This is a genomic window from Companilactobacillus muriivasis, assembly GCF_036246245.1.
GTDB classification, from domain to species: Bacteria; Bacillota; Bacilli; order Lactobacillales; family Lactobacillaceae; genus Companilactobacillus; species Companilactobacillus muriivasis.
Window position 1 is genome coordinate 115,402 of the sequence record NZ_BTTQ01000007.1, and the last position, 24,369, is coordinate 139,770.

20 protein-coding genes are annotated in these 24,369 nt (G+C 37.2%); 4 read left to right on the forward strand and 16 right to left on the reverse strand.

Features of this window, described 5'->3' with window-relative positions:
* Positions 1-286: 286 nt before the first annotated feature.
* Together spxA and AAA923_RS08955 are read right to left on the reverse strand one after the other, a co-directional pair.
* Positions 287-685, reverse strand: a complete 399-nt coding sequence (gene spxA / locus AAA923_RS08950; RefSeq protein WP_057892338.1) for a transcriptional regulator SpxA — start codon at positions 683-685, stop codon at positions 287-289.
* Between the two features lie 259 nt (positions 686-944).
* Positions 945-1,670 (reverse strand): MBL fold metallo-hydrolase, encoded by a 726-nt coding sequence (locus tag AAA923_RS08955; protein ID WP_338216465.1) that lies wholly within the window; start codon positions 1,668-1,670, stop codon positions 945-947.
* 45 nt (positions 1,671-1,715) lie between these two features.
* Between AAA923_RS08955 and AAA923_RS08960 the strand changes: the two genes are divergently transcribed.
* On the forward strand, positions 1,716-2,168 hold the full coding sequence (locus AAA923_RS08960) for a hypothetical protein (RefSeq protein ID WP_338216467.1): 453 nt from the start codon (positions 1,716-1,718) through the stop codon (positions 2,166-2,168).
* Positions 2,169-2,826: 658 nt separating this feature from the next.
* Here AAA923_RS08960 and AAA923_RS08965 read toward each other — a convergent pair.
* Complete coding sequence (locus AAA923_RS08965) at positions 2,827-4,827, reverse strand: FtsX-like permease family protein (protein ID WP_338216469.1); 2,001 nt, start codon at positions 4,825-4,827, stop codon at positions 2,827-2,829.
* Entirely contained in the window at positions 4,808-5,578 is a 771-nt protein-coding gene (locus AAA923_RS08970; RefSeq protein WP_338216471.1) for an ABC transporter ATP-binding protein, read from the reverse strand. The genes AAA923_RS08965 and AAA923_RS08970 overlap by 20 nt, the downstream gene beginning before the upstream one ends.
* Positions 5,579-6,228: 650 nt before the next feature.
* Here AAA923_RS08970 and AAA923_RS08975 point away from each other — a divergent pair.
* On the forward strand, positions 6,229-6,903 hold the full coding sequence (locus AAA923_RS08975) for a response regulator transcription factor (RefSeq protein ID WP_041500536.1): 675 nt from the start codon (positions 6,229-6,231) through the stop codon (positions 6,901-6,903).
* A 9-nt stretch (positions 6,904-6,912) separates the two neighbouring features.
* Complete coding sequence (locus tag AAA923_RS08980; protein ID WP_338216474.1) at positions 6,913-7,905, forward strand: sensor histidine kinase; 993 nt, start codon at positions 6,913-6,915, stop codon at positions 7,903-7,905.
* A gap of 378 nt (positions 7,906-8,283) precedes the next feature.
* Here the strand turns inward: AAA923_RS08980 and AAA923_RS08985 are convergent, their stop codons facing one another.
* From AAA923_RS08985 to AAA923_RS08995, 3 genes are read right to left on the reverse strand one after another with little or no spacing between them, the layout of a single operon-like run.
* Positions 8,284-8,934: a TetR/AcrR family transcriptional regulator gene (locus AAA923_RS08985; RefSeq protein ID WP_338216476.1), complete on the reverse strand. Its 651-nt coding sequence runs from the start codon at positions 8,932-8,934 to the stop codon at positions 8,284-8,286.
* Between the two features lie 15 nt (positions 8,935-8,949).
* Positions 8,950-10,059: an ABC transporter permease gene (locus AAA923_RS08990; RefSeq protein WP_338216478.1), complete on the reverse strand. Its 1,110-nt coding sequence runs from the start codon at positions 10,057-10,059 to the stop codon at positions 8,950-8,952.
* Positions 10,034-10,777 (reverse strand): ABC transporter ATP-binding protein, encoded by a 744-nt coding sequence (locus AAA923_RS08995; RefSeq protein WP_338216480.1) that lies wholly within the window; start codon positions 10,775-10,777, stop codon positions 10,034-10,036. Before AAA923_RS08995 ends, AAA923_RS08990 begins: the two co-directional genes overlap by 26 nt.
* 261 nt (positions 10,778-11,038) lie before the next feature.
* On the opposite strand from AAA923_RS08995, the gene AAA923_RS09000 reads away from it, so the two are divergent.
* On the forward strand, positions 11,039-11,323 hold the full coding sequence (locus tag AAA923_RS09000) for a type II toxin-antitoxin system RelB/DinJ family antitoxin (protein WP_338216482.1): 285 nt from the start codon (positions 11,039-11,041) through the stop codon (positions 11,321-11,323).
* A gap of 255 nt (positions 11,324-11,578) precedes the next feature.
* Here the strand turns inward: AAA923_RS09000 and relB are convergent, their stop codons facing one another.
* The 9 genes from relB to AAA923_RS09045 all read right to left on the reverse strand — a co-directional run bounded on the left by relB (position 11,579) and on the right by AAA923_RS09045 (position 23,891).
* Complete coding sequence (relB, locus tag AAA923_RS09005) at positions 11,579-11,806, reverse strand: type II toxin-antitoxin system RelB family antitoxin (protein ID WP_338216484.1); 228 nt, start codon at positions 11,804-11,806, stop codon at positions 11,579-11,581.
* A 294-nt stretch (positions 11,807-12,100) separates the two neighbouring features.
* Positions 12,101-14,149 carry a heavy metal translocating P-type ATPase gene (locus tag AAA923_RS09010; protein ID WP_338216486.1) on the reverse strand — a complete coding sequence of 683 codons (2,049 nt, stop codon included), beginning with the start codon at positions 14,147-14,149 and terminating at the stop codon, positions 12,101-12,103.
* A 13-nt stretch (positions 14,150-14,162) separates the two neighbouring features.
* The gene (locus tag AAA923_RS09015; protein ID WP_338216489.1) at positions 14,163-14,585 is read right to left on the reverse strand and encodes a CopY/TcrY family copper transport repressor; all 423 of its coding nucleotides are present in this window, start codon (positions 14,583-14,585) and stop codon (positions 14,163-14,165) included.
* Between the two features lie 612 nt (positions 14,586-15,197).
* Positions 15,198-18,416: a hypothetical protein gene (locus AAA923_RS09020; protein ID WP_338216490.1), complete on the reverse strand. Its 3,219-nt coding sequence runs from the start codon at positions 18,414-18,416 to the stop codon at positions 15,198-15,200.
* A gap of 423 nt (positions 18,417-18,839) precedes the next feature.
* Positions 18,840-21,080, reverse strand: coding sequence for a ribonucleoside-triphosphate reductase, adenosylcobalamin-dependent (gene nrdJ / locus AAA923_RS09025; protein ID WP_338216492.1), 2,241 nt, complete (start codon positions 21,078-21,080; stop codon positions 18,840-18,842).
* Positions 21,081-21,488: 408 nt separating this feature from the next.
* A complete protein-coding gene (locus tag AAA923_RS09030) occupies positions 21,489-21,971 on the reverse strand; it encodes a hypothetical protein (protein ID WP_338216494.1) in 483 nt (160 codons plus the stop codon).
* A gap of 120 nt (positions 21,972-22,091) precedes the next feature.
* Positions 22,092-22,577, reverse strand: coding sequence for a hypothetical protein (locus AAA923_RS09035; protein ID WP_338216495.1), 486 nt, complete (start codon positions 22,575-22,577; stop codon positions 22,092-22,094).
* 78 nt (positions 22,578-22,655) lie between these two features.
* Positions 22,656-22,949 carry a hypothetical protein gene (locus tag AAA923_RS09040; protein ID WP_041500516.1) on the reverse strand — a complete coding sequence of 98 codons (294 nt, stop codon included), beginning with the start codon at positions 22,947-22,949 and terminating at the stop codon, positions 22,656-22,658.
* Positions 22,950-23,042: 93 nt separating this feature from the next.
* Positions 23,043-23,891: a helix-turn-helix domain-containing protein gene (locus AAA923_RS09045; RefSeq protein ID WP_338216497.1), complete on the reverse strand. Its 849-nt coding sequence runs from the start codon at positions 23,889-23,891 to the stop codon at positions 23,043-23,045.
* Positions 23,892-24,369: the final 478 nt, after the last annotated feature.

Sequence of the window (24,369 nt, forward strand, 5' to 3'; positions counted from 1 at the left end):
CTTAACTAAGTAAATTTTATCAAAATATTCATATTGTATAATTTCATTTTATATAAAACGCTTTCTTCTAATATGAATCCCGGTATCATTGGGTTTAGATAATACTCACGACAGTGAGATATGAGTATTATCTCGTGAAATTTATCGTTATTTTGCCTAAAACAGTCAAATCAGAACGGTATACATCATGTATATTTATCTCTTTTTAAAATATTTATATCCAAAAAAGTATTTTAAAGCAAAAAAAAACCACCATACGTAAACGTATAGTGATCCCAGTTTTATTTTATAAGCCAGCCATTAATTGAGCCTTTTGAAGTTCCATAGTTCTAACGCTTCTAGGCAAGAATCTTCTGATTTCATCTTCGTTGAAACCTACTTGAAGACGTTTGTCATCCATGATGATTGGACGTTTCAAGAGACCTGGGTTTGTTTGAACTAAATCTAACAATTGATCAATTGTTAGATCGTCTAAATCAACCTTAAGGTTTTGGAATGCCTTTGAACGAGTAGAGATAATTTCCTCTGTTCCGTTTTCAGTCATTTGAAGTACTTGTTTGATTTCTTGCTTATTTAAAGGTTCAGAGTAAATGTTTCTTTCTTTGTAAGGAATGTCATGTTGTTCGAGCCAAGCCTTGGCTTTACGACATGAGGTGCAGCTTGGAGATGTATAAATGGTTACCATATATAATCTCTCCTTTCCTGTGTAGTATCAAAACTCTTTAAGCACATAAATATTGTAACTTACTGTCATAATAAAATCTATACCTTTTCAATAAAAAGTTACGAATATTTGTTCGAAATTTGTTTACTTGTGAAAATATGCACCCGACAAATAGCCCTTTATGTAAAGTGTTCACAAATTACATAAATAATAAATTATTTTTAGTATTAGTTAAACTTTATATGACTTTCATTGTAAACTAATCATTGTGAGACGGCGATTAAAGATCTACTTCTAGTCCTTCGAATGCATGAACGACGGGAACATCGCCAGCATACTTTTGTGATTGGCTTAACATAGTCTCCAAATCGACTGTTTGTGGCAAGTGGCTAATCATCAAGCGTTTAACATTAGCATCTTTAGCCAACGTTCCAGCTTCTTTAGTATTCAGATGAGCCTTTCTACCAGTAACATCTTCTGGGAAATTAGTATCGGCAATCAACAAGTCGGCATCTTTGGCAAAATCGACTAAACCGTCGAAGTAAGTTGTATCCGCTGTATAAACGAGCACCTTACCTTCTTTGTCAGTGATACGCATTGCATATGCTGGAACGGGATGAACGGTTCTGAGAAATTCAAATTTCAAGTCGCCAATCTCAGTTGGTTCGTAGTCGTTGTAGGCGATTCCCTTCGTTGCATTTTCCACTGTCAGTTGTGCATAGTTGACAAAATCCTGTGTATGACCATAAATAGGAAGTAGATTTTCTTTCTTAGCGGCCAGCCATTCGTACTGCAAAACACCGACATCTGCTGTATGATCATGGTGATAGTGTGAAAGAACCACAGCATCTAAATCAGTTGGTTTCATATACTTTGATAGAGCATTCAAAACGCCACTACCACAGTCGATCAACAATTTCTTGCCGTCAGCCTGTAACAAATAACCAGACGTTCCGATTCCATCATGTGGATATCCACCATAAAAGCCTAATACTGTAACTAACATAGAAAACCTCCATAAAAAATTTAAGTTGAAAGGATTTCAATAATTATGAACATAACATTAAAGCTAGGCACATATAATTTTTTAAAGAGTCAGCTAACATCTGCTGATACTTTATTAAAACCCTTATTTCATGCTAATGCTGACCACCTTTTAATAAAAAAGTTATCGACATTTGCACAATATCGCAGTATCAATGGGGTTTACGAACCTATGAACAATTTGTATTCCTTGACTTATTTGAAATTAAATGCTGATCAAGCCAAATTATTCGAGGATAAACTATTTGGTACCCACCAATACTCCTTTAATTCTAACGCAACTGCTACCTTTCAAAAAAGGGAAAGTCCACGAGAATATTTAATTATTCGGACATTCTCTGAAACCAGCCAGATTAAAGCTTGGCAGCTCATGCTTCAAGAAGAAATTCAAAAACAAATTCAAGGCACTACTGAAGAGGATTTTGGTTTCTTCTCCAAAGCTTACTCACTTGCTGATTAAGTTGTATTGATATCTGCCGCCTCCGATTGCCAGAGTTTTTTTCCTGCTGTGGGACCGGTTCGAGCCATAGTACGGTCTCGAACCTCGATTTTGAACTTCGCTGTGGACCTTCGCGAATTTCAAAATCGTCCCCTAAAATAAGGACTTCGTCCTTATTTTAGTTTCACTGCTGGCGAAAACTCTGGCAATCGGAGGCTATTTTATTTAAATATGTAGTTGGTTAGAACAGTAACTAATCTTCTTGAGTATTGCTTTGCTTGTTTTGGAATTTACTTGATATTCCCTTTATTTAATATATTGATACTGATTTTAGTATTCTTGAACTCTCAAGTCTCCTTATATTACATTACGTAAAAAATAATAATAAATACAAAAAACGTTGGATCAATTCAATTATTAATTCAAAGAAACTGTGGAAGTAAAACAGACATTCAAACTAACCGATTAACTCAAGCCGGAGGGTGACGGGAAAAATGCAGTCTGCCATGAAGGTGGCGTTAGAGCTTTAGCTCTTACACCACGGACGACTTTGGAGACTTGCCGAACTATGGCAAGGCTTCAAATCGAGGTACTAGACCTTGGCTCGGACCGGTCCACATAACAGAACTGCATTTTTCCCGTCACCCGCAGGCGGCATATTTCAACAACACCTAACTACCTATAGTTTGAATTTCTGTTTAACACCCCGCCAAGAAACTTTAAAACTGATAATTCCAAATAATCCATAAAGTACAATGTAGCCGCCATAAATTAAGATAATATTCTTCGAAATATGACGTCCGAAATCGAACATCGCAATGGCCGCAAAGGACTGCACTAACGCAAACACAATTGGTATCAAGAACGTCAAGGTATTTTCACGTCGGATAATCCCCTTGATCTCACTTTCTTCAACACCGATTTTTTGCAACGTCCTTAGTTGACTTGATTGATAATCATCACGCAATAAAATTCGTAACGTTAACACGCTTCCTAGTGCGACTAACAAAGCTACACTGAACAGCGCCACGATGAAGAGATAGAATCCCCCACCTTGTTTGAAATGCTTTTTAATACTGCCTTGTCGTAAGAATCCAGATTGAGTATAGATTGCGGTCTCATACTTATTGGGTTCTTTTTTCATGACTTCGATTGAAGAATCTGCCAATGACGACCTGAATTTAACCCTCATATAATAAGCATCGCGATAACTATCCAATTTCTGCAATTGCGAACGTTTTAACTGGTCACCTTTTTTGAAATCCCAACCGTAGAAAGTATCTTTGACCTCGCTCGGCATTTTCTGATAGTAGCTATTAGGCACAATCATCATTGGTCCAAAATGCATCGAACTTCCGTATGGGAACGAATTTCCCTGCTTGGCAGTCTGAATCATCGGCGCACCCTTGACCTCGATATTGTGCTCATCGGACTTGTTCCTATACATAATTGAAGAACTGTAATCAATCTTCAAAAATTGGTGAGCATTAATTTTGGAATTATTTTTTCGCATTCGTTTTGGCAAAGATTTGTAATCTGAATACGACATAAACGTCATTGGTTGGCGAATGTACGACTCACTGGACTTGTTATAGTAAGAAACCAGATTTATCTTAACGGCTGTCTTGTAGCTACCCCTAATTTTGGCGTCATTTTTCTTGAGCTCATGACGAATAACATTGACGGTATCCTTGTTGGCAGCCAATTCAAACGGATATGCGCTGTTGTAATTTTGATGGACGGCTTGATAACCGAAGTAACAAAACGTCAATAAAGCCAAAGCAAGAGCTGACAATTCGGTGACGAACCAGAGGATAGAAATATTTTGAAATAAACGTTCCTTCATATATTTAAACGAGAAAATATTAATACCTGAATATGAAACTGAGTGAATTTTCTCCATGATATTTAAAATTGTGGGCAGAAAACCGAAGTAAACTAAATACGTTCCAAAAATATCGGAACCTAAAATATAGACAATTTCTGTCAGTGGCTTGGATGAATAACTGATGGTTCGCATATTTTTGAACAGATAAAATGTTGCAATTTCGGCAGTAATTAGTAAGACGACTCCAAAAAGTCCTGCAGGAACACGTAGCCACCAGCGAGTTTTGACAATCGTCCGGCGTTCTTTCTTTTTCAAAATTCGATACGTTTTAATGGCATTGATAATGCTCAACGTCAGCGTTGTCCAGACAAATGTTGCGATTAATAATTGAATATTATTCATCCCAATATGCATCACAAAATCAAAGTGCATCTGCATCAAATAGACTAATAGCATTCCCATAAATTTCTGAAAAATCACCATGAATGTCAGTCCGATAATCCAGGCTACTGCTTGAACAATAGTCGTCTGCAGAAAACTGATCATAATAATGGTCCAGCGTTGCATACCTAACTTTTCAAATGTCAGAAACTCATTTCGCTGCTGTTTAACGAAGAATCCTCCGACGTACGCCATATATACGAATGCACAGAAACCGAAAATACTGCTCATAATGATTGCAACATCAAAAATCAGTGAATTCCACCACCGCAAAGCATAGTGAACCGACGGATTATCGCCCATCGACAACAGGATTCCGAAAACTCCAATTGCGAAACTGCAGGCTAAAATATAAATTAGATAACTGTCGCGCATATTAGACAGACTACGTTTAATTATTTTGCGATACATTGAAATAATCCCCTCCGCCAATAGTCCGTTGCATGTTGATAATTTGCTCAAAGAATTTGTCACGGTTGCCCGGATTAACAATCTCTGAAAAAATCACCCCATCCTTAATAAAGACAACTCGACTGCAATAACTAGCCGTAAAGGCATCATGCGTTGCCATCAAAATTGTCGTCTTTTCCTTCTCATTGACCATCTGCATATAGTTCAACAAAATCGTTGCCGACTTCGAATCCAGTGAGCCTGTGGGTTCATCCGCAAACAAAATCTCGGGACGATTAATCAAAGCACGTGCTGCTGCCACAATCTGTCTTTGCCCAAGCGACAACTCATCGACTGCCCGATCCGACAGATTTTCAATATTGAGCAGTTGCATCATATAATCGAATCTCTCCTCAATCAACTTCTTATTAGAACGATTCAAGGCCAATGGCAAGATGACATTTTCCTTAACATTCAAAGAATCCAGCAACTCAAAACTTTGATAAATAAAGCCCATTTTATTACGACGATATTTAGCTTGGTCACGGTCATGTAGCTGCGTTAAGTCCATACCATCAATGATGATTTGTCCGTGATCAGGACGTTCATTAGTTGAAATCATGTTCAACAAAGTAGTTTTTCCGGCTCCAGAGGGACCCATGATACCAAAGAATTCGCCGTGTTCAACTTCAACACTGATATCCTTAATAGCATGCACAGCATTTCTTTTTTTACCGAAATCTTTTGAAATATTTTTTACAGCAATTTGCATAAATAGTTACCTTCTCGGCCGCCGGAGGCTGGCAGTAATATAGTCTGCTATGAGGACCGGTGCGAGCCAAGGTCTCGCACCTCGCTTTGAAGCCTTGCACAAACCGCAAGTCTCCAAAGTCGCCCTGTGGTGTAAGAGCTAAAGCTCTTACACCACCTCCACAGCCAACTATATTACTGCCACCCTCCGGCTAGGGTATTTTTTACTTGTATTTAATTTTTTTGATATTGGGTATTGTTATTAAAATCAATACATTAAATACTTAATTATGAAAGTACTCTGAAACTTTTCAAATTATTATGGAAATGAAGTTATATCCATAAATATTTTCAAAGAATCAGATATAATAATCACTATATTACTAACAACAATCAATCCAAAAAATGCATGAGCTGGAGGTTGTCGGGGAAAATGCAGTCTGCCATGGAGGTGGCGTTATGGCTTTAGCCATTACACCACAGGGCGAGTTTGGATTCTTGCCGAACTGTGGCAAGGATTCAAACCGAGAGGCGAGACCTTGGCTCGACTCGGTCCTCATGGCAGAACTGCATTTTCCCCGACAACCGAAAGCGGAAGAATCTACATTTTTACAATGATTATTGTTATCATACTATATAGTGTCTTTATTCTAGCACGGAGGGAATTTTATAATGGCTAAAATTATGATTATCGAAGATGACCCATCTATCTCCCAACTAATCAGTGAAAATCTTGAAAAATGGCAAATGAATTCTTATATTACCAAAGACTTTAACAATATCATGGACCAGTTTAACGAATACAAACCTGACTTGGTGTTGCTCGACATCAATCTTCCCGTTTATGACGGCTACTATTGGAATCAAGAAATCCGCAAGGTTTCCAAAACTCCGATTATTATTATCTCATCTCGTAATTCTAACATGGACCAAATTATGTCAATGAACATGGGTGCCGACGATTTCGTGGAAAAACCTTTCTCAATTGATATCTTGATTGCCAAAATCAACGCCCTTTTGCGCCGAACATATGACTTTACCAAGAGTACCAGTGACGTGATTGAACACAATGGTCTCAAACTTAACCTTTCTAGCGGCTCGGTGGAAATCGCTGACAACAAAATTGACTTGTCTAAAAATGAGTACAAATTATTGCAACGGCTTTTGAAGGATCAAGGCAAAATTGTTACGCGTGAACAACTTTTGAATTTCATGTGGGATGACGAGCGTTTCGTTGATGACAACACTTTGACCGTTAACATCAATCGTCTTCGTGGAAAAATCGAAAAATTTGGCTTGAAGAACTATATCGTTACTAAAGTTGGACAAGGATACATCATTCCCTAGAGGTGAAATATGACATTTTTCAAATACTTACGCGATCATATTTATTCAATTCTCATCGTCTTAGTGGGGATGACTTTCGTCGAATTAGTCCTCTATTTGGACCCTCACGTTAACTTTAACCCAGGTACATTGATTTACACATGGATCTTGGCAATGGTCTTCCTAGTGGCAAATTTAGCTATTTCGTATACACACAAAAAGACATGGTTCCAACAGTTGGAAAATTATCAAGAGGACCTGTCGAAGGAATTATATGGTGCTCGAAATAATGAACAAAAATTTATTCAATCAAAAATTAACAATATTTCTATGGAATATCGTAATGAGCTGACTGAACTTTATCAGAACCAAAAGGACCAGCGTGAATACACTGAATCTTGGGTGCATGATATTAAAGTTCCTTTGGCGGCGTTGAAGTTATCACAAGATGACGACTTAGACCCCGACTTGATTGCTGAAGAACTAGACCAAATTGATTATTTAGTTGATCAAGCACTCTACTTTGCTCGTCTGAATAATTTCTCGAATGATTATTTGATTCAAGAACAAGACTTAAACGACATCGTCAAAGCCTGTATTAGAACTAACAAGCGCTTATTTATCAGTAAACGTATTGGCATTAGCTTTGATATTACCGATAAGAAAGTTTTGACTGATGAAAAATGGTTGAGCTTTATCATCAATCAGATTTTGGCTAACAGTTTGAAGTATACCGATAATGGCGGTAAAATTTCAGTCTTCACAACTACAGACGACAATAATATCGAACTGCATATCAAAGATAACGGTATCGGGATTGCTGACCAAGATATCAGCCGAATCTTTAACAAAGGATTCACCGGTAGCAATGGTCGGAAATCTGGTAGCAAGTCTACCGGTATGGGATTGTATTTGACTAAGAAGATGGTCGACAAACTCGGTCATACAATCAGTGTCAATTCACGCCCTAGTGATGGAACCGAAATGATAATTACATTCTTAGATTTGCCGTACTATAAGTAATAATTAATAAGTTATAAATACGCTGAAATCTCTTCGGTAAAATCAATACCTAAATAGATTCCAGCTTTTTTATTTTATACACAACAAAAGGACCAGTGAAATTTCTCACTGATCCTTTTTGAGCCTATAAATTATTAATATGCGAATTTTGAAATTAATTAAATCCACCAACCAACTAAAAAATAACGAATACGCTAGTCGGAGAGGGACAGGGATTTGGAAGACTACTGTGGGAGTGGCGTTACGGCTTTAGCCATTACACCACCGGGCGACTTTGGATACTTGCCAAACTCTGGCAAGGATTCAAAGCGAGAGACGAGACCTTGGCTCGGCTCGGTCCACATAGCGGCTTTCCAATCCCTGTCTCCCGGAGAAGCCCTATTTTTTAATGGCACGAATAACTAATTCCTCAATCTCATCAAGATCTTCTTCTACCTGCTTGTCGCTCTTAGGTTCAAAAATCTTGTAGTTTTGTAAAAAGTAAAATAGTATCTGTGAAACCATCAAACGAACAATCGACTCCGGCGTAACATCTGATCTAACTTCGCCACTTTTTTCAATTAAATTAGTCAAAACATTTATAATTCTGGGACCACGTTCGCCAATCAATTCTAGAAATTTTGCTTTCACATTATCCTTGGTTAAAATTTCTGATATCACAATCGACGCTACTTCACGGTTGTCAGCAATAAAGTAATAACGACTGCGAATCACATAGTGAATTAATGACTCAAGACTATTGCCATGATCCTTCATTGAATTTTGAAAGTCATCCACATAGACTGGCATAATATTTTGCATTAATGGAGTAATAATAAAATATAATAACTCTTCTTTAGTTTTGAAATATTTAAAAATAGTTGCTTGACTCATGCCTGATTCTTTAGCAATTTCTTGGGTCGATGTACCATCAAAACCTTGTTTCGAAAAAAGTCCTAAAGCTGCTAAGACAACCTTTTTCTTGCCAGCGGGCATATCTGAATCTCCTACCCATGCTTTAAAATCCTTCGATATTTGTTGTTCTGCCACAAAATCAAGTCCCTTCTATACTTTACGATAACGTTTGAGTCCTAAGACATTCAAGATAGTTAATACTACCAAGAAAATCAAGAGTGCGCCAATTGGTGCCTGAATCTGGCTGAGTTTAGCTCCACTCATAACAATGTCGCTGGTAGCTTGACCAGAGTACTTCAATGGCAAAATGTAGGCAATGTCTTGAACCCAGTGTGCCATCGTATCCAATGGAATAATTCCGGAGAAAAATACTTGAGGAATGACGATAATTGGAATGAATTGCATCATTTGAAATTCTGATTTGGCAAATGTTGACATCAAAATACCAAATGCCAAGGCAACCATCGCTAAGACAACATTTACAATTACCACATTCCAAAGACTTCCTAATACTTCAACTTTCAACACATAGATCGTGAACAAAACGATAATTAATGTTTGAACAATTGCCAGTAAACCATAACTAATCATGTATCCAAAGACGATTTCTGAACGTCTAACTGGTGTAGCCAGCAAACGATCCAAGGTTCCGGTCGTTCTTTCCTTCAATAGCGCCATCCCTGAAATCAAGAAGACGAAGAAGAAAACGAAGAATCCCATTAAGATAGGTAAAATTTTATCAAAGAAAGATGTATCTTTATTACCATAAACGTAGGAATTATGAATCTTGGGCGCTGACTTCGACTTGGATTGCATCATTGCTGCTGCCTGTGGGTTCACTGCTGCCATAGAAGTTAATGTAGCTTTCAAATCCTTGATGTTAGTTGCGACAATTGAAGCATTCAACGCTGCTTTAGTTGCTGCAGTCTTACTGGCATCAGTATTGGCATTTTTAACGTAGAAATTACCATTCTTGTAATGAACAATGCCATCAACCTTTTGGTCTTTCAAAGCTTTGTTAGCTTTCTCTTGGGTTGAATACTTGTAAACCTTGATATGGTCAACTTCTTTAATTTGGCTGACCAATGAGCTATTAACGTTAACAGTCGCAATATTGACATCAGTTGTCGAATTAGATGTAAAGACGACTTTCATCAAAGTCAGTACTAAAATTGGTGCTAAAAACATTAATGCCAAAGTTCTCTTGTCACGAAATAATTCTTTTAATACACGTTTAGCGATAGACCACGTTCTTTTCATTTTCATCCTCCACCTTTAAGAAAACATTTTCGACTGTATCTTCATTATAAGTAGCCTTTAAATTAGCAGGCGTATCGTAAGCAATCAGCTTGCCGCCAAGGATTAAAGCCACATCGTCAACTAATTCAGCTTCATCCATCACGTGAGTTGTGACCAGAATCGTCTTACCTTCATCACGCATCTTGTGTAATTCACTCCAAATCTGACGACGAAGTGCTGGATCAATTCCGACCGTTGGTTCATCCAAAATCAAAACTTCACTATCACCAAGCATCGCAATTGCCAATGACAAACGACGTTTCATACCACCGGAATAACCAGCAACACGTTTATCCAAGTCATTCGTCAATTCAACAACTTCCGCAACGTGTAAAATTTGACGATTGGATTTCTGACTAGGAAGGCCCTTCATATCAGCGTAAAACTGAAGATTTTCCTTAGCGGTCAATGCTTCATATAAGGCATCTGTCTGTGCCATATAACCAATTCGATTCAACAATTGTCGATTAGGCATTATCTTGCCAAATACTGTGGCGGTACCTTGTTGCGTTTTTTCCATTCCCAAAATAATTTTGATAATGGTTGATTTACCAGCACCGGATGGTCCGATTAAACCGATTATCTTACCTTGTGGTATATCAAAATCAATATGGTTCAAGACGGTTTCTTTACCGAACTTTTTGACAACATTCTTCATAGAAATAATTGCGTTTTCCATAATTGCTACCTTCTAACTTGCTTATTAATTTAAAGGTGAGTATTTGGTTACTCACTTGATGAATAAAGAATAATACTCTCAAAAAATTTTGTCAACAATTGAGTTAAAAAAATATGCCGCCTCCGGCTAGTTTGACTTTTTCTTTCAATATATTGATTCATGTAATTTGGGTATTATTTCTTATTCTCTTTCTTTAAAGCTAGTTTAAATTAATGCTATTCAGAACTACTTGTAGCACAATATGCATACGAGGTGATTAAAATGAAGTCAGAGAAAATATCAAAAGTTCAGATTAGTACGACTATTGATCATAATATTAAAATTAAGGCCCAAGACATTCTCGCTAACAACAATTTAACTATTAATGAATATTTGGAAATGGCTCTAATAGATGTCGCGAATAATGTACTACCTGAATACTTCGTAAATCCATCCTCAGAATTAACTAATTCAATATTAGAAGCCAATGAAGTAATAAATAATCATCAAAACACTCCAAATATTGCCACCACCCGTAAAGAACTAAATCGAATGTTAAACTCATAAAAATGACAAAAAAAAGAAAGCTCCGACAATACTCAGAGTTTTCAATATATAAGATAAAACCAATAACCTAGCTGGAGGTTATCGGGGAAAATTTGGTCTGCAATGAAGGTGGCGTTATAGCTTTAGCTATTACACCACGGGGCGAGTTTGGATACTTGCCGAACTATGGCAAGGATTCAAATCGAGGTTCGAGAACTCGGCTCGTACTGGTCCCCATAGCAGAACTGAATTTTCCCCGACAACCGGAAGCGGCATTTAACAATATGCTTCGAGTGCCTTACGAACTTGGTCTAACGAGATATCGGGACAATGATCATCAGAATTGCACAATGCGCTTTCATAAAGCTCATCGTCCATTTCGTCTTCAATCTTCTCAACTGCTGCTGAACGAAGAAAGGCGGAAACACTGATATTTTTAGATTTCGCGTAGTTCTTGATCATCTTTTCGTCCTGTTCATCTAAATAAAACGATATAACTGCCATTTCTCGTCACCTACCTTATTTTCAAATACAGTTTATTATGTCGAATACCTTTTTTCAATAGTTAACCCCTTCACAATTCAACTTTATATAAAGATTATTCTATAATTTGATTAATTATTTTTTATTATCAAAAGGTATTTTTGGCATTTAATATAAATATGCCTATAACGACACAAAAATACGACTACCAACCTTACTGGTAGCCGTATTTTAATTTGGATTCAAACCTGTAAAATAGTCAAATTTTTTGATTAAATTTTTGGTACTACTTACTTTTCCAAGTGAGCCTATCCATTACATTTTCAATGTCATAGCGTTTAACGCAACCACAACAGTTGACAATGACATAATGACCGCTCCGACTGCAGGGCTGAGGACAAATCCGACACCTGCCAAAACTCCGGCTGCTAGAGGGATGGCTAAAATGTTATAACCAGCTCCCCACCAGAGGTTTTCGATGGTCTTCTTGTAAGTATTGTGAGCCAACTTCAAGAATTTGATAATATCGCTTGGATCTGAGTTATAAAGAACAACCTGTGCTGAATCAATTGCAACATCAGTACCAGCACCGATAGCAACACCGATAGTAGCTGAAGCCAAACTTGGTGCATCATTGATACCATCTCCGACCATCATGACATGGTGACCGTCAAGTTCGAGTTGTTTGATAACATTGTGTTTATCTTCGGGCAATAATTCACCACGGAACTCGTCGATACCCATTTGTTTAGCCATGATAGCGGCAGCTTCTTTATTATCACCAGTCAACATGATTGGAGTAATATGTCTAGCCTTTAATTCTTTGATAAATTCAATTGTATTCTTCTTGATCGTATCGCCTAATGCAACGAATCCAAGAACCTTGCCATTGTTAACTAAGAAACTGATCGTATTACCTTTGTCTAAGAATGTTTGAACTAATTTCTTATCAACGGCAATCTTGTTTTCGTTGAGATACTTCATATTAACTAAATAGTAATCTTGGTCTTTCAAAGTGGCACTCATACCGTAACCCTTGAGAGCTTTGACATTATCCAAAATTTCAGGTGTTACTTTTTTATCTTTAGCGTATTGCACAATACTGTTGGCAATCGGGTGACTTGAGCTACCTTCGATACCAGCAATAATAGCTAACAAACCATTGTCATCGATTGATGAATCAGTACTTTGAAGTCCATTAACAGTAAATTTACCTTCAGTTAAAGTACCAGTTTTGTCCATGGCAACATAATCAATTTTGCGACTGTTTTCAATAGCTTGGTTATCACGGATAATCAAACCATTTGTGGCAGCGATTGATGTACTACGTGACATAACTAGTGGAATAGCCAATCCTAAAGCATGTGGACATGCGATAACTAGAACGGTTACCAAACGGTTTAAAGCAGTATTCATATCGCCGAAAATCAACCAGTAAACGAATGACAATAGTCCGACTGTTAAAGCAGCATAGAACAACCAACCAGAAACTCGATCAGCTAACATTTGTGTCTTAGAACGTTTGCTTTGTGCGTCAGAAACCAACTTACTAATTTGTGACAAGTAACCTTCACCAGCAGATTTATCAACTTGTACTTTGATAGTGCTGTCACCGTTGATTGAACCGCCAACCACCTTACTGCCGATTTCCTTTTTAACAGCTTTAGATTCACCAGTAATTAATGATTCGTTGATGTATCCAGAACCAGCAATAACGTGACCATCAAGGGGAACTGATTCACCGGCACGAACTTCAACAATATCGTCTTTTTTAACCATTGAAATATCGTGATCCATTGTTTTTTCACCATGAACCATGTGAACTTGGTTAGGAACAAGTGAAGCAATCTTTTGTAAAGCATTTCCAGCACTCATAGTAGATTTCATTTCAATCCAGTGACCTAGCAACATGATAACAATCAATGATGCCAACTCCCAGAAGAAATCCATGATGTGCGTTGAAGAATGTAACAAATCGTTCATAACAAAGGCGTAGAGACTGTAAATATAAGCAACACTGATACCCATTGTAATCAAGGTCATCATCGCTGGCTTTTTCTCAGCCAATTCACCACGAGCACCAGTTAAAAATGGTTTCCCACCGTAGAAGTACAGTGCTGTGGATAAAATCAATACAATCCAATCAGAGCCTGGAAACTGGAATTGAAATGGTAAATGCAATCCCATAAATGGCGACAAGATAAAGACTGGAATCGCTAGAGCTAGTGAAATCCAAAATTTTTGTCTTAAATCACCCATGTCCATCATGTGACCACCATGCATCATCATATCGTGACCACTGGACATATCCATTTTCATATCTTCGTGCTTCATATCCATATCTTTCATATCCATATTTTTCATAGTATCATCACCCTTACTTCAAATCAGCTTCCAAACAGTCACATTCGACTTCTTCTGGGGCTGTCTTAGCTTTTTCATTCAATGTAGCAATCATTTTTGCAATATCAGCTTGAGAAATCGCTGAAGATTCAATTAGTTCATTAATAGCATTGCCTTTTCGCATGCAACAAAGATTATCAAATAGATCAGTCACATTCTCCTTAATCGCCACGTCCTCTTGAATCATTGGCTGATAAATGTAAGGACGTTTATCTTCGATGGCTTTTAGAAAATGCTTTTTTTGGAGCCGGATAATTAAAGTCTTAATTGTGGCTGCCTTCCAATCGGTCTTTTGCTCTAGGATTTCAATGACCTGTTTACTGGTGGCCTGCCCCAAAGTCCAAATAATTCGCATCACTTGCCATTCGGCCCGGCTCATCGTTTCAACTTCTTTCATGTCATTTCCTCCTCGGTTTACATTTGTAATCTCGTTTACGGTTCATAGTTTACAACTGTAAATCTTAAAAGTAAAGACTTATTACTTATTTTGTTTTTCCGCCAGCGGGAGAGATAGATGCCATCGCCCTGTGACCGGTGCGAGCCAAGGTCTCGCGCCTCGATTTTGAGCTTCGCACAGACCGCAAATCTCAAAATACGTCAGTGGAGTAAGAGCTGAAGCTCTAACACCACTCTCAGGGCAGATGGCATCTATCTCTCCCGCTGGCTCTTGTTTTTGTTGGCTTCTGATTGATTAGTTAATTGATATAAACCGTGCAGAATACCTTATGTATATCTAGAAGTAATGAATTTGACAAAAATGATAATGGACTCGAGGTCACGTTCACTATTTTATATTGACTGAATACAATACAAAGCTTGATATATCAGTACTTAAAGCATCAATATTAATCAATTTATATTATCCAAATTAGAACCACCTCGAATCATTTTCACTGATTCTATTACATACTTAATAATTGTTCAAAAATTTAAATTTTAAATTCTAAAAACTAATATAAATTAGAAAACTTTTAGGAACAAAAAAAGCGGCCACAAGGTCGCTTTCGTATTAAATACCATTTGTTAAAGTCCATTCGACTTCGCCATTATATGTTCCGGCTACAGTTCCAGAATCTACATCTAACAATACTCCCTGATTTGAACGCCATTTATTAGCAATTTCAGTCGTCTCATCACCTGGTACATCAGCATCACTTTGAATAAATGTTGGTTCGTTCAAATTATGAATGATGTTATCTTTCGAAATAAATATCATATGACCATTGAGGTCAACTGGATTGGACCCACTTGCTCCCATCACCATTTTGCTGGCTTTGGCGGTCAAGGTCCATGGTGTCATGACACTTCTTACTTGCAAGTTCCATGTTCCTTCACGTCCCACTAAACGCTGTCCAGAGTTTGCATTAATACTCTTAAACTTGTAATCAGTACTTTCTAACATAGCAGTTTTATCAAGAATATTCACTGTGTAGGCTTGTGTTGTAGACTTTCTACCATATGGATCAGTGTAATAAATTGAAACTGTGTATGGCTTAGTTGGATCAGTCATCCCGCTAGCCGTTGAGTCAATGTTAAAGTCTTGTTCCTGAGGGGTTGCAGCTGATGTATCGCCACTGTAACTGTTGATTGTATTGTGACCGTTGGCATTGATATACCAAGTTAATTTACTTGGTGTAACCTTATAATCACCGTCATATCCAACTATACCTGAAAGGTCAATTTCATCGCCTTGGACGATATTTTTAACCGGTTCAGTAGTTGTTAAAGTTGGCTTAATATCAGGCACATTGACTGTGACATCTGTTGGTGCATCATTTTTATGACCGTCTGGATCAATGACTGTAATTGAAACAATATTCTTACCCACTTTTAGTCCAGTGTTTTCCGTATAATCAGACAGTGCTGTGTCAGCGGTTTTGTCGTAGGCATAAGGTTTCAAAGTAAGACTATACTTGCCGTCATTTGTTTCAGTTATCTTGACTGGATCTTGTTTGGTTCCGTCCGAATTAGTGATTGTGTATGAAATAGTTGAATCGCCTTTTTCATCTGTTGTCGATGTATTATCTGAATGTTGATACGTACCTGTTAAAGTAACCGGCTCATTGTCAGTAACCTCAACATCAGATTTATCCGGTGTAACAGAAATCTTTTTATCCGTCACGTTAATTTCATATACTAATTCATTTGAAGTTAAGGTATCTGGTCCATCAGCAGTTTGAAAATTATTGTCGATTAACTGAACTTTCATCGTGTGGCTGCCTTCAGGCAAATCCGCTGGCAACAAAGGAATACTGAAATTGTCATTGGCGGTACCAGTTTCCTTGCTGACTTGAGGGGCATTATTATCAAGTGTCGTTCTGATGGACATTTCATCTGTCGAGCTGATTGGATTTTTGTTGGCAAGTGAAATATCACCTGTCAAAGTAGTTCCCTCACCCATTTGAAGATTAGTTTTCAAAGGAGAAGTAGGTGTGATAATCAATGAAGTAGCAGGTTCTACAATATCGAAGGCAGTTGAAACTGCTTGAGCTTCATAATTTTCATTTGAAAATCTGGCAGTCGTTGCGGGAACAGTCAAACTGGTTAAACCTGCTGGTATTTCATCTGCTGTGGCATTTAGTTCAACTCGAGCCGTTGCCCAATCGCTACCCTTAGGATCACCAATTCCGTCATCCATTTTACATGTGAGAACACCATTGGCTAAGCTAGATTCCGGAATATCCACATCTTTATCAGGAACATTGCTGTTGGCACTAACATAATGAATTTTACCGATGTTACCACTACTATCTGTTTTGACCGTAACATTCGTTGGAACATTAATGGTCTCAGTCATACCAGCAGCTGGCTTTTCACCATCTAAATAGTGAAACATGTAATTCAATGACAAATCATCATCGGGGTGAACTTTCTTAGCCTCAGTCATAGCCAACGAATTGTCATCCATTAAATTATCATTTTGGTTCGGTAAAATAGGATCATACTCGCCCTTTGCCTTTGGATAAACTCTTGTATTGGTTGTCTTATCAACTGTGTAGGCGTTGACTTCAGCATTAATTAGTGAAGGCATTGTTTCAAAAATAACCGCACTAGTTGTAGTTGCATTAGACCCAGTCGCAGCAGTAAAACCATATCTGAGTTTATTTTCTCCAGCCGCCATATTAAAGGCACTCATATCCAATTCAGGGACTGTTACATCAGTCATTGGCTTCTGTGCCTCCCCAGTCACCGGATTCTTATCACCGACTTTATACTTCAAAGTAGCAGAGTTACTGCCCATAGCAGGTGGTGTATATTGAATTGTCACATGACGCCATGAATCTAATGGATTTTGACTATTATCTGATTCTTTCTGTAAATATACATTAATACCATTATGATCCAAATCATTGGTTCCAACATGATGAACAAGTCCTATGATTGATTGCCCAGATGTATGTTTAACTCCAAAAATATCTGTTCTCTCAGCAGGTGGGTTCAATGTATTTAACTGCCTATACGACGATGTTTTAGCTGGATAATTCCAAGCAATATGGGAATATTGATCATCTTTTGTCTTATAAAGAAAAGCATTATTTCCGTTATCAAGATTATATGGCAAATAGTCAAAACCATTTTTTGCCGATGGTAAATCATTGACGGAATCACTTATTTCATGATCCGCATAACTAACAGCTTTTCCATTATTGTAATGGTTAGAATAAGTATCAAATTCAATCGCAAAACTATTTTGAATAGCTTGTTCTTGAACTGTCGGAACGCCACCTATCTCCTTATCCCCCACATTAGTCAGTGGATTATTATCTGAGCCCCAAACACCCAAGGTTTCACCGGAATTTACTTTACCGTTGATATTTGAAATTGCATTGGGTCCATCATTTTGAAGAACAAATGCCATTCCATCCGGAATAGCCCAACCTTTTGAATAGTCAGGACTACCGAAATAGACCCACATGGATAGTGTCTGTTTCTGATTGATATTCAAATAATTTGTGTCATTGTTACTCCAAATAGCACTGGTCTCACTTGGACCATGAGTTAAACCGACAATTTGTGCCTTATCATTAGAAATGATTCCAGCCGCATTGCCCTCAAAATTACCTGTAACAAAGTAATTATCAACGGATAACCCCTTAACTGGCGGATGTGTTAAAACATCACTATCATCATAAGCTTGTACAACAGTTGGTTTTTGAATGAAACACAAAAAAGCCATTAGTGCCATCAGAAAAAGCATCAACCGCTGAATATTCCCTTTCTTATGCATAAAGCATCTCCCCCCTCAGAGAAATTTGTGTAAACACACCTATATCATTAATATTATTATTACACGTTACAATAATATTGTTAACCAATTTATGTAAACGTTTTTATTAATAATTAAATATTTTAAAAATTGATATTCTCGACAACAAAAAATACCCATAATAATTAGAAGTAAATCTAACTATCATGGGTATTATTAATTTCAATTTATACATTCAAATATCAAGATAACCTAGCCTTCGGGTGACAGAGAATTCACCGGCTGTGCAGGTGGCGTTAGAAAGGTGGTTTCCCTTTCTTACCCCACCGACGTATTTTGAGATTTGCGGTTTTTGCAAAGCTCAAAATCGAGGTTCGAGACCTTGGCTCGAACCGGTCGCATAGCAGGTGAAATTCTCTGTCGCCCGAAGGCGGCATTTATCAGTTATCTAATAGGACATGCACCACCGGCACAGTCTGATTGATCAACCAATTCGATATCTTTCTTATCATGATTATCGTTTTGTTCAGCGAAGACAGCAGCAACATTTTCGTTCACTTCTGATTCACGTTCTTGATAAACTTTCTTGTCAATTGGTTCCTTAGGAGCTTGCTTAAAGTCAGCACCACTGTATGGCAATAGTGATGTTGATTTTGTGACGTGTCTGTATTGATACATCAAAGGTGCAATTTGGTCGGCTTCATTTGGTTGGAATGTAATCGTACAACTAACCGCGTTATCTGACCAATATGTTTGTAAGAATGCTTGTGTAGCGAATTGTTCAGCAATTGAAACTGAGCCGGCAGAAGCAAAGTTAGGATCGTCGGCATTAGCAGCTTTAACTGGGAACTCAACACACATTGTATGTTTTGTATAAACGTCAGGTTCAATCTTGTATCCACAAGCCTTTAGAGCTGGCAACAATGGATCAGAATCTTGGAATCTGATTCTTTGAATTAAGTAACCTGCATAGTGGAAATGCATACCTTCGGAAACACCAGCCAATTTAGCAACTGTACCTGATGGTTTAACAGTTGTGTGCTTGATTGATGGTTTACATCCAAGAGCGTTTGAGTACTCCTTGTCAGCTTCAACGACTGTCTTATACAAGCCATCAAATTTCTTCACAACGCGTTGATCGTAGATAGGCTTTTGAACTGTTTCTCCAGATTCAGGATCAGTGGTAGGTTCAAAACCAGTCACAACACGGTTGCCAAAGGTTGTCAAAATGTAGTCTTGAATACCTGACATTGAGACACCGATTCGGCGATTCTTTTGGATAACATTACGTGAAACTTCCCAATCGTAACTACTGAATGTAACACGTTTTGTATAACGAGCTGCTAAGGCAAAGGCTTCTTTCAAATCCCAGCCTTCTTCTTCAGCAATCAATGGGAAAATTTCGAACAAGTTACATGGTTCACCATTGCTCAATGAAATTTCTCCACAAGGGTTAGTTCCTTCAACGCCATCATCAATTCCGGGTTGATAGCCATCAATGGCACGTCCATAATTACGTGACAACTCAAGGTTAACGATTCCGGGTTCACCATTATGAGTAATTGAATCAGCGATTGGAGCGTAACGATTGAATTCTGAATCAACCGCAACACTATTATTAGAAGCCCAACGGTGGTGATAAAGTTTCTTTTGGTCTTGCTTCATAGTAATAAAGTCATCATCAGTTGATCCGCCCAAAGCTAATTCAGCTGAACGACGAACATTACCAGCAACAACTGTTTTACCAATCAAGTTACCCATATCGGTACAGTCGACTGAAGTCAATTTACGACCAACAGCACTATTCAAAACTTCATTAATATCAAAGAACATTTCAATCAAAGGCACAGGACCTGAAGCAGTTCCACCGAAGCCCTTGATTTTTTCACCTTTGGCACGAATGTCAGTAATATCAAGGACAACATCTTTGAAACCATCATTAGTATCGTTAAAGTGAGCATCAATCATATTGGCATTACCAATAACCCAACCTTCACGAGTATCAGGCAATTCGTAGTGACGTGTGGCAGAAATATCATTCTTTTCCAACCAGTCGTCACGGTCAATTGCACCAGCAGCGATAGAGTCCTTGTATGAGGCACTCTCCTTGCCAATAAGCACAGTTAAACTAACTTTGTTATCAACTACAGGCATCAACTTCATGTTGCTAGGAACGACAGAGAAGCCGACACCGCCACCCTTCATCAATTGATCGAACATGAATGAGAAAGGCATTGAAACAGCTAGTTGTTCCTTTTGAAGATAGTTAGGCACAATGTGACTGTCACCATACTTTTGTGGACGGATAGCAATGAACCAACAATTGTTCAAAGCGTCCCCGTTACGATGTTGATATTCAGTACCAGAGATCCAGAGATTTCTCCCTGAAGGAGTGGCAGCTAAACCATAGACCAATTTGTATAAACTTTGAGCTTCTTTAACTAATCCGGCATATTGTTCATCAGTTAAATTATTATCTTTTAAACGAGGGTCAAGATTGATATTTCCTTCGACCACACGCTTAACTGTTTCGGACCAGTTTTCAGTCCGGCCAAGTTTGTCAATAAAACGCGCATATGTACGTTTATATGTGACCCAGCCTAATTCACCCCAGTGGGGTTTAATTGTCTTCTTAACTTCATCGACGAATTCGTCGGATAAAATAACTTTATTAATTACGTCCATTAATAATCACTCCACACTTTTTAAATAACACAATATATAGTACCCTCGAACAGAAAAAATAACAATATCTTGTATACAAATATTGCTATTGACTTTTTAAGAGCTATTTTGAGTGTTGATATTTCGGCAATTTCAAATAAAAATATACATCTTGTAACTTAATGAATTCTTCAGAATTCAAAGCGAAAAGCCAAGGTCGCAATTACTATTCTAATATTGCACTCTGGGACTTAGCAATGGTTTTTTTAATTTAAACTATGAGCCAAAATTCAAGTGGATAAAGGCAAATATTTCCCTTGACACGAACATACGGTTGTCACATCAGGTGTTCCACAAGATAATTAATTTTTGACATAAAAAAGCCCAATGATTTACTTCCAAATCATTGGACCTATACCAATTTATTTTTCAATCAACATCGGCAATTGAAACAAATTCATTAGTAGCAACTCGATTGAATGACATATGGTCAACAAAAATTGCTCTATCCGAATACCAAACACTTCCAGGTGCTAACTCGCGATCAGTAATTAATTTACCATTATGATCATATAAGGGTGCTGGAGTCTTTCTGATTACTGTTAAGTCTCCAACCTCTGGCAGGTACATATAACCATCGCTTTGATTAACAAAAACATTGGGTGCCAATTGGAAATATGTTTGATTTCCATGATAGAACTCACTATTAACTTTCCATACAGTACCTGTGTCCAAAATAACTGGAGTCACATGGCCCTGCATATCAGTCGTTTGAGCCCTTTGAGTAACTGCAAAGTCATATCGACCTGAAGGTAATGTTGAATCAGCTTTAGCAGTTGTCGTATTTTCCAAAGCTATTGCCCCAAATAATAAACTAACTGTTACCGATAAATATGCTACAAATTTCTTCATATTAAAAGCCTCCTTAACATATTTATTGCCCTAATTATAGATTCATAAAAAATAAAAAAAGCAGACATAGAGTATCCTATGCTGCCTCATATTAAAAACTATCATTATTCAAATGTAATACTAATCAAGTGCATCCCCTAATGACACAAACTCATCAGTTGCGACACGGTAGAATGTCATCTTGTCACGGAAAATAGTTCTGTCAGTATACCAAGATGATTTTGGTGACAAAGCACGGTCAGTAATCAACTTACCATTGTGATCATACAAAGGTGCAGCCGTTTTACTACTGATAGTTAAGGTACCAACACTTGGCAAATACAAATATCCAGCATTTTGATTAACCAAAATATTTGGTGCTAATTCAAAAAATGTTTGGTCTCCATGAGTATATTCGCTATTAATTTTCCAAACTGAACCGGCATCCAAAACAGTAGATGTAACATTGCCTTGCATATCAGTTGTCTGTGCCTTATTTGTTACAGCAAAGCTATAACGACCGGCAGGCAATGGTGAATCAGCTTTGACAATTGTTGTATTAGCTAAACTCAGAGCACCAAACAACAAGCCAACGAAAGCTACTAAAAAGGTGGTAATTTTCTTCATAATATATATCTCCCTATACGATTTATTAATTTAATTATACTCCTCAAGAGGATAAAAAAAAGCAGACCCGAAAGTCTGCTAAGCCTGTTTCATATGAACCGTACTCTGGGATTTATACTGCATCAGTCGACCAATCCCATGTCCTTTGCAATAGTGGTCCCAATCAATCTTGCGAACCCAAATCTTAGTATCCTTATCCCCAATATCTGACACTAAGACTTTTGAATGACTAAATGGATAAACGACTATCAATAATAATGACATTAAAAATCCATTTGCAAAAAACATCAATCCAATTATCATCAACATAGTTACAATATCGAGTACTGTAATTCGGCGGTAATATGATTTTGATTGATCCAACGTTTGCATAGTAAACTCTCCCTTTGTAAGAATTCCCTTAACAACACATACTATAACCTCAGGAGATTATTAATAGCCACCGAATATTTGAATCTTAACTATTTATTTAACATTATCCTTTTCAACCAATTTTTGAAAATCAGGGTGATTCAGAGAAATAGCTGAATAGTATGCAATATTCTTATACTTTTCATACTCTGCACCTTGGTTAGATTGTTCTTTGAAAGCCAAGGCAATGTTGTAATTCAACTCATCAATAAAGTAAGATGAATGTTTTTCATTGGCATATTCAATTCCACGTTTAGAAACATCAATCGCAAAGTCTGGCTGATTAATCTCCGCATACATTTTTCCCAAAGATTTGCATAAAAACAATATTTCTATCACTCGAGCATTGGCAATATTCAAATTTTCTTGCAAAGCATCAGAAATTGTTTTGCAATAGTATGCGGTCATATCCAAGTGTTTCTGTTCAAGACAGATCATCCCTTTGACCAAATATGACATCAAAGTATAGATGTTATCATTGTCCGATTTGGTCTCTTGTAAGACTTTATCCAAATCGAAAGAACTTCTCTCCAAATCAGACTTCCAAAATTCCAGCAGACCATTGATAAATTCGAACTGAATCTTATCCTTTGGACCAACATCATCTTCAACTAATGACATTTTTGCATCAATCTCAGTAATATCCTTTAAAAGGATACTCTCTTCAATATCATCCAGAACAAAAGTCTGCTCTATTTTAGCGTCACCAGAAAAATCACTAAACACATCGTTCAATGTCAGATTCAATCGCTGACAGAGTTTAACAAGAACCTCAATCTGCGGCGTCATATTGTGCTTTTCCATTTTACTGATGGTATTTTGATTACAAACACCGTCAGCCAGGTCTCCCTGAGTTAAATTCAAACTACGTCTTTTATCATAAACTACTGATCCTAAGAACATATTTCTACCTCAACAACGAATATTCAAATTAATATTAAGTATACCATTTAGGGATATATTTTACCGATTATATCTTTCCTATATTATATGGAAATTATTTATGATAAGATTTTCAGTATTGTGTAATACGATTATACTAATACACTTAGAAATGGAGAGATTATAACTATGCTAAATCCTTTTGAAATACTTTTTAAAATATGGAAACCTTGGGGAAAGGCTGGAAATTAATGATTGAACAAATCTATAATTGTTCATGGATAATAAATGATTTTTTCAGTAATTCATTACTATTTATAATATATTTTATTATTCTTCCACAATCTAGAAGTAAACTAAACTATGTTTTTTCATTTACCATTTCATCTTTCTTTACCTGGTATGATTTTAGTGACTTAAAGTATACAGATTTAGGCGCAATTTTTATTATTTTATTATCTATTCTACTAATAAAATCCCAAAATGATCTCGGGATTAG

Bases quoted from the DNA above. Each gene is read 5' to 3' on its own strand.
- AAA923_RS08965 (WP_338216469.1), bottom strand. From the start codon at position 4,827: ATGTATCGCAAAATAATTAAACGTAGTCTGTCTAATATGCGCGACAGT.
- relB (WP_338216484.1), bottom strand. From the start codon at position 11,806: ATGGCAGTTATATCGTTTTATTTAGATGAACAGGACGAAAAGATGATC.
- AAA923_RS09020 (WP_338216490.1), bottom strand. From the start codon at position 18,416: ATGCATAAGAAAGGGAATATTCAGCGGTTGATGCTTTTTCTGATGGCA.
- AAA923_RS08980 (WP_338216474.1), top strand. From the start codon at position 6,913: ATGACATTTTTCAAATACTTACGCGATCATATTTATTCAATTCTCATC.
- AAA923_RS09040 (WP_041500516.1), bottom strand. From the start codon at position 22,949: ATGCAAACGTTGGATCAATCAAAATCATATTACCGCCGAATTACAGTA.
- AAA923_RS09045 (WP_338216497.1), bottom strand. From the start codon at position 23,891: ATGTTCTTAGGATCAGTAGTTTATGATAAAAGACGTAGTTTGAATTTA.
- AAA923_RS09030 (WP_338216494.1), bottom strand. From the start codon at position 21,971: ATGAAGAAATTTGTAGCATATTTATCGGTAACAGTTAGTTTATTATTT.
- nrdJ (WP_338216492.1), bottom strand. From the start codon at position 21,080: ATGGACGTAATTAATAAAGTTATTTTATCCGACGAATTCGTCGATGAA.
- AAA923_RS08960 (WP_338216467.1), top strand. From the start codon at position 1,716: ATGAACATAACATTAAAGCTAGGCACATATAATTTTTTAAAGAGTCAG.
- spxA (WP_057892338.1), bottom strand. From the start codon at position 685: ATGGTAACCATTTATACATCTCCAAGCTGCACCTCATGTCGTAAAGCC.
- AAA923_RS09015 (WP_338216489.1), bottom strand. From the start codon at position 14,585: ATGAAAGAAGTTGAAACGATGAGCCGGGCCGAATGGCAAGTGATGCGA.
- AAA923_RS09010 (WP_338216486.1), bottom strand. From the start codon at position 14,149: ATGAAAAATATGGATATGAAAGATATGGATATGAAGCACGAAGATATG.
- AAA923_RS08990 (WP_338216478.1), bottom strand. From the start codon at position 10,059: ATGAAAAGAACGTGGTCTATCGCTAAACGTGTATTAAAAGAATTATTT.
- AAA923_RS08970 (WP_338216471.1), bottom strand. From the start codon at position 5,578: ATGCAAATTGCTGTAAAAAATATTTCAAAAGATTTCGGTAAAAAAAGA.
- AAA923_RS08975 (WP_041500536.1), top strand. From the start codon at position 6,229: ATGGCTAAAATTATGATTATCGAAGATGACCCATCTATCTCCCAACTA.
- AAA923_RS09035 (WP_338216495.1), bottom strand. From the start codon at position 22,577: ATGAAGAAAATTACCACCTTTTTAGTAGCTTTCGTTGGCTTGTTGTTT.
- AAA923_RS08955 (WP_338216465.1), bottom strand. From the start codon at position 1,670: ATGTTAGTTACAGTATTAGGCTTTTATGGTGGATATCCACATGATGGA.
- AAA923_RS08995 (WP_338216480.1), bottom strand. From the start codon at position 10,777: ATGGAAAACGCAATTATTTCTATGAAGAATGTTGTCAAAAAGTTCGGT.
- AAA923_RS09000 (WP_338216482.1), top strand. From the start codon at position 11,039: ATGAAGTCAGAGAAAATATCAAAAGTTCAGATTAGTACGACTATTGAT.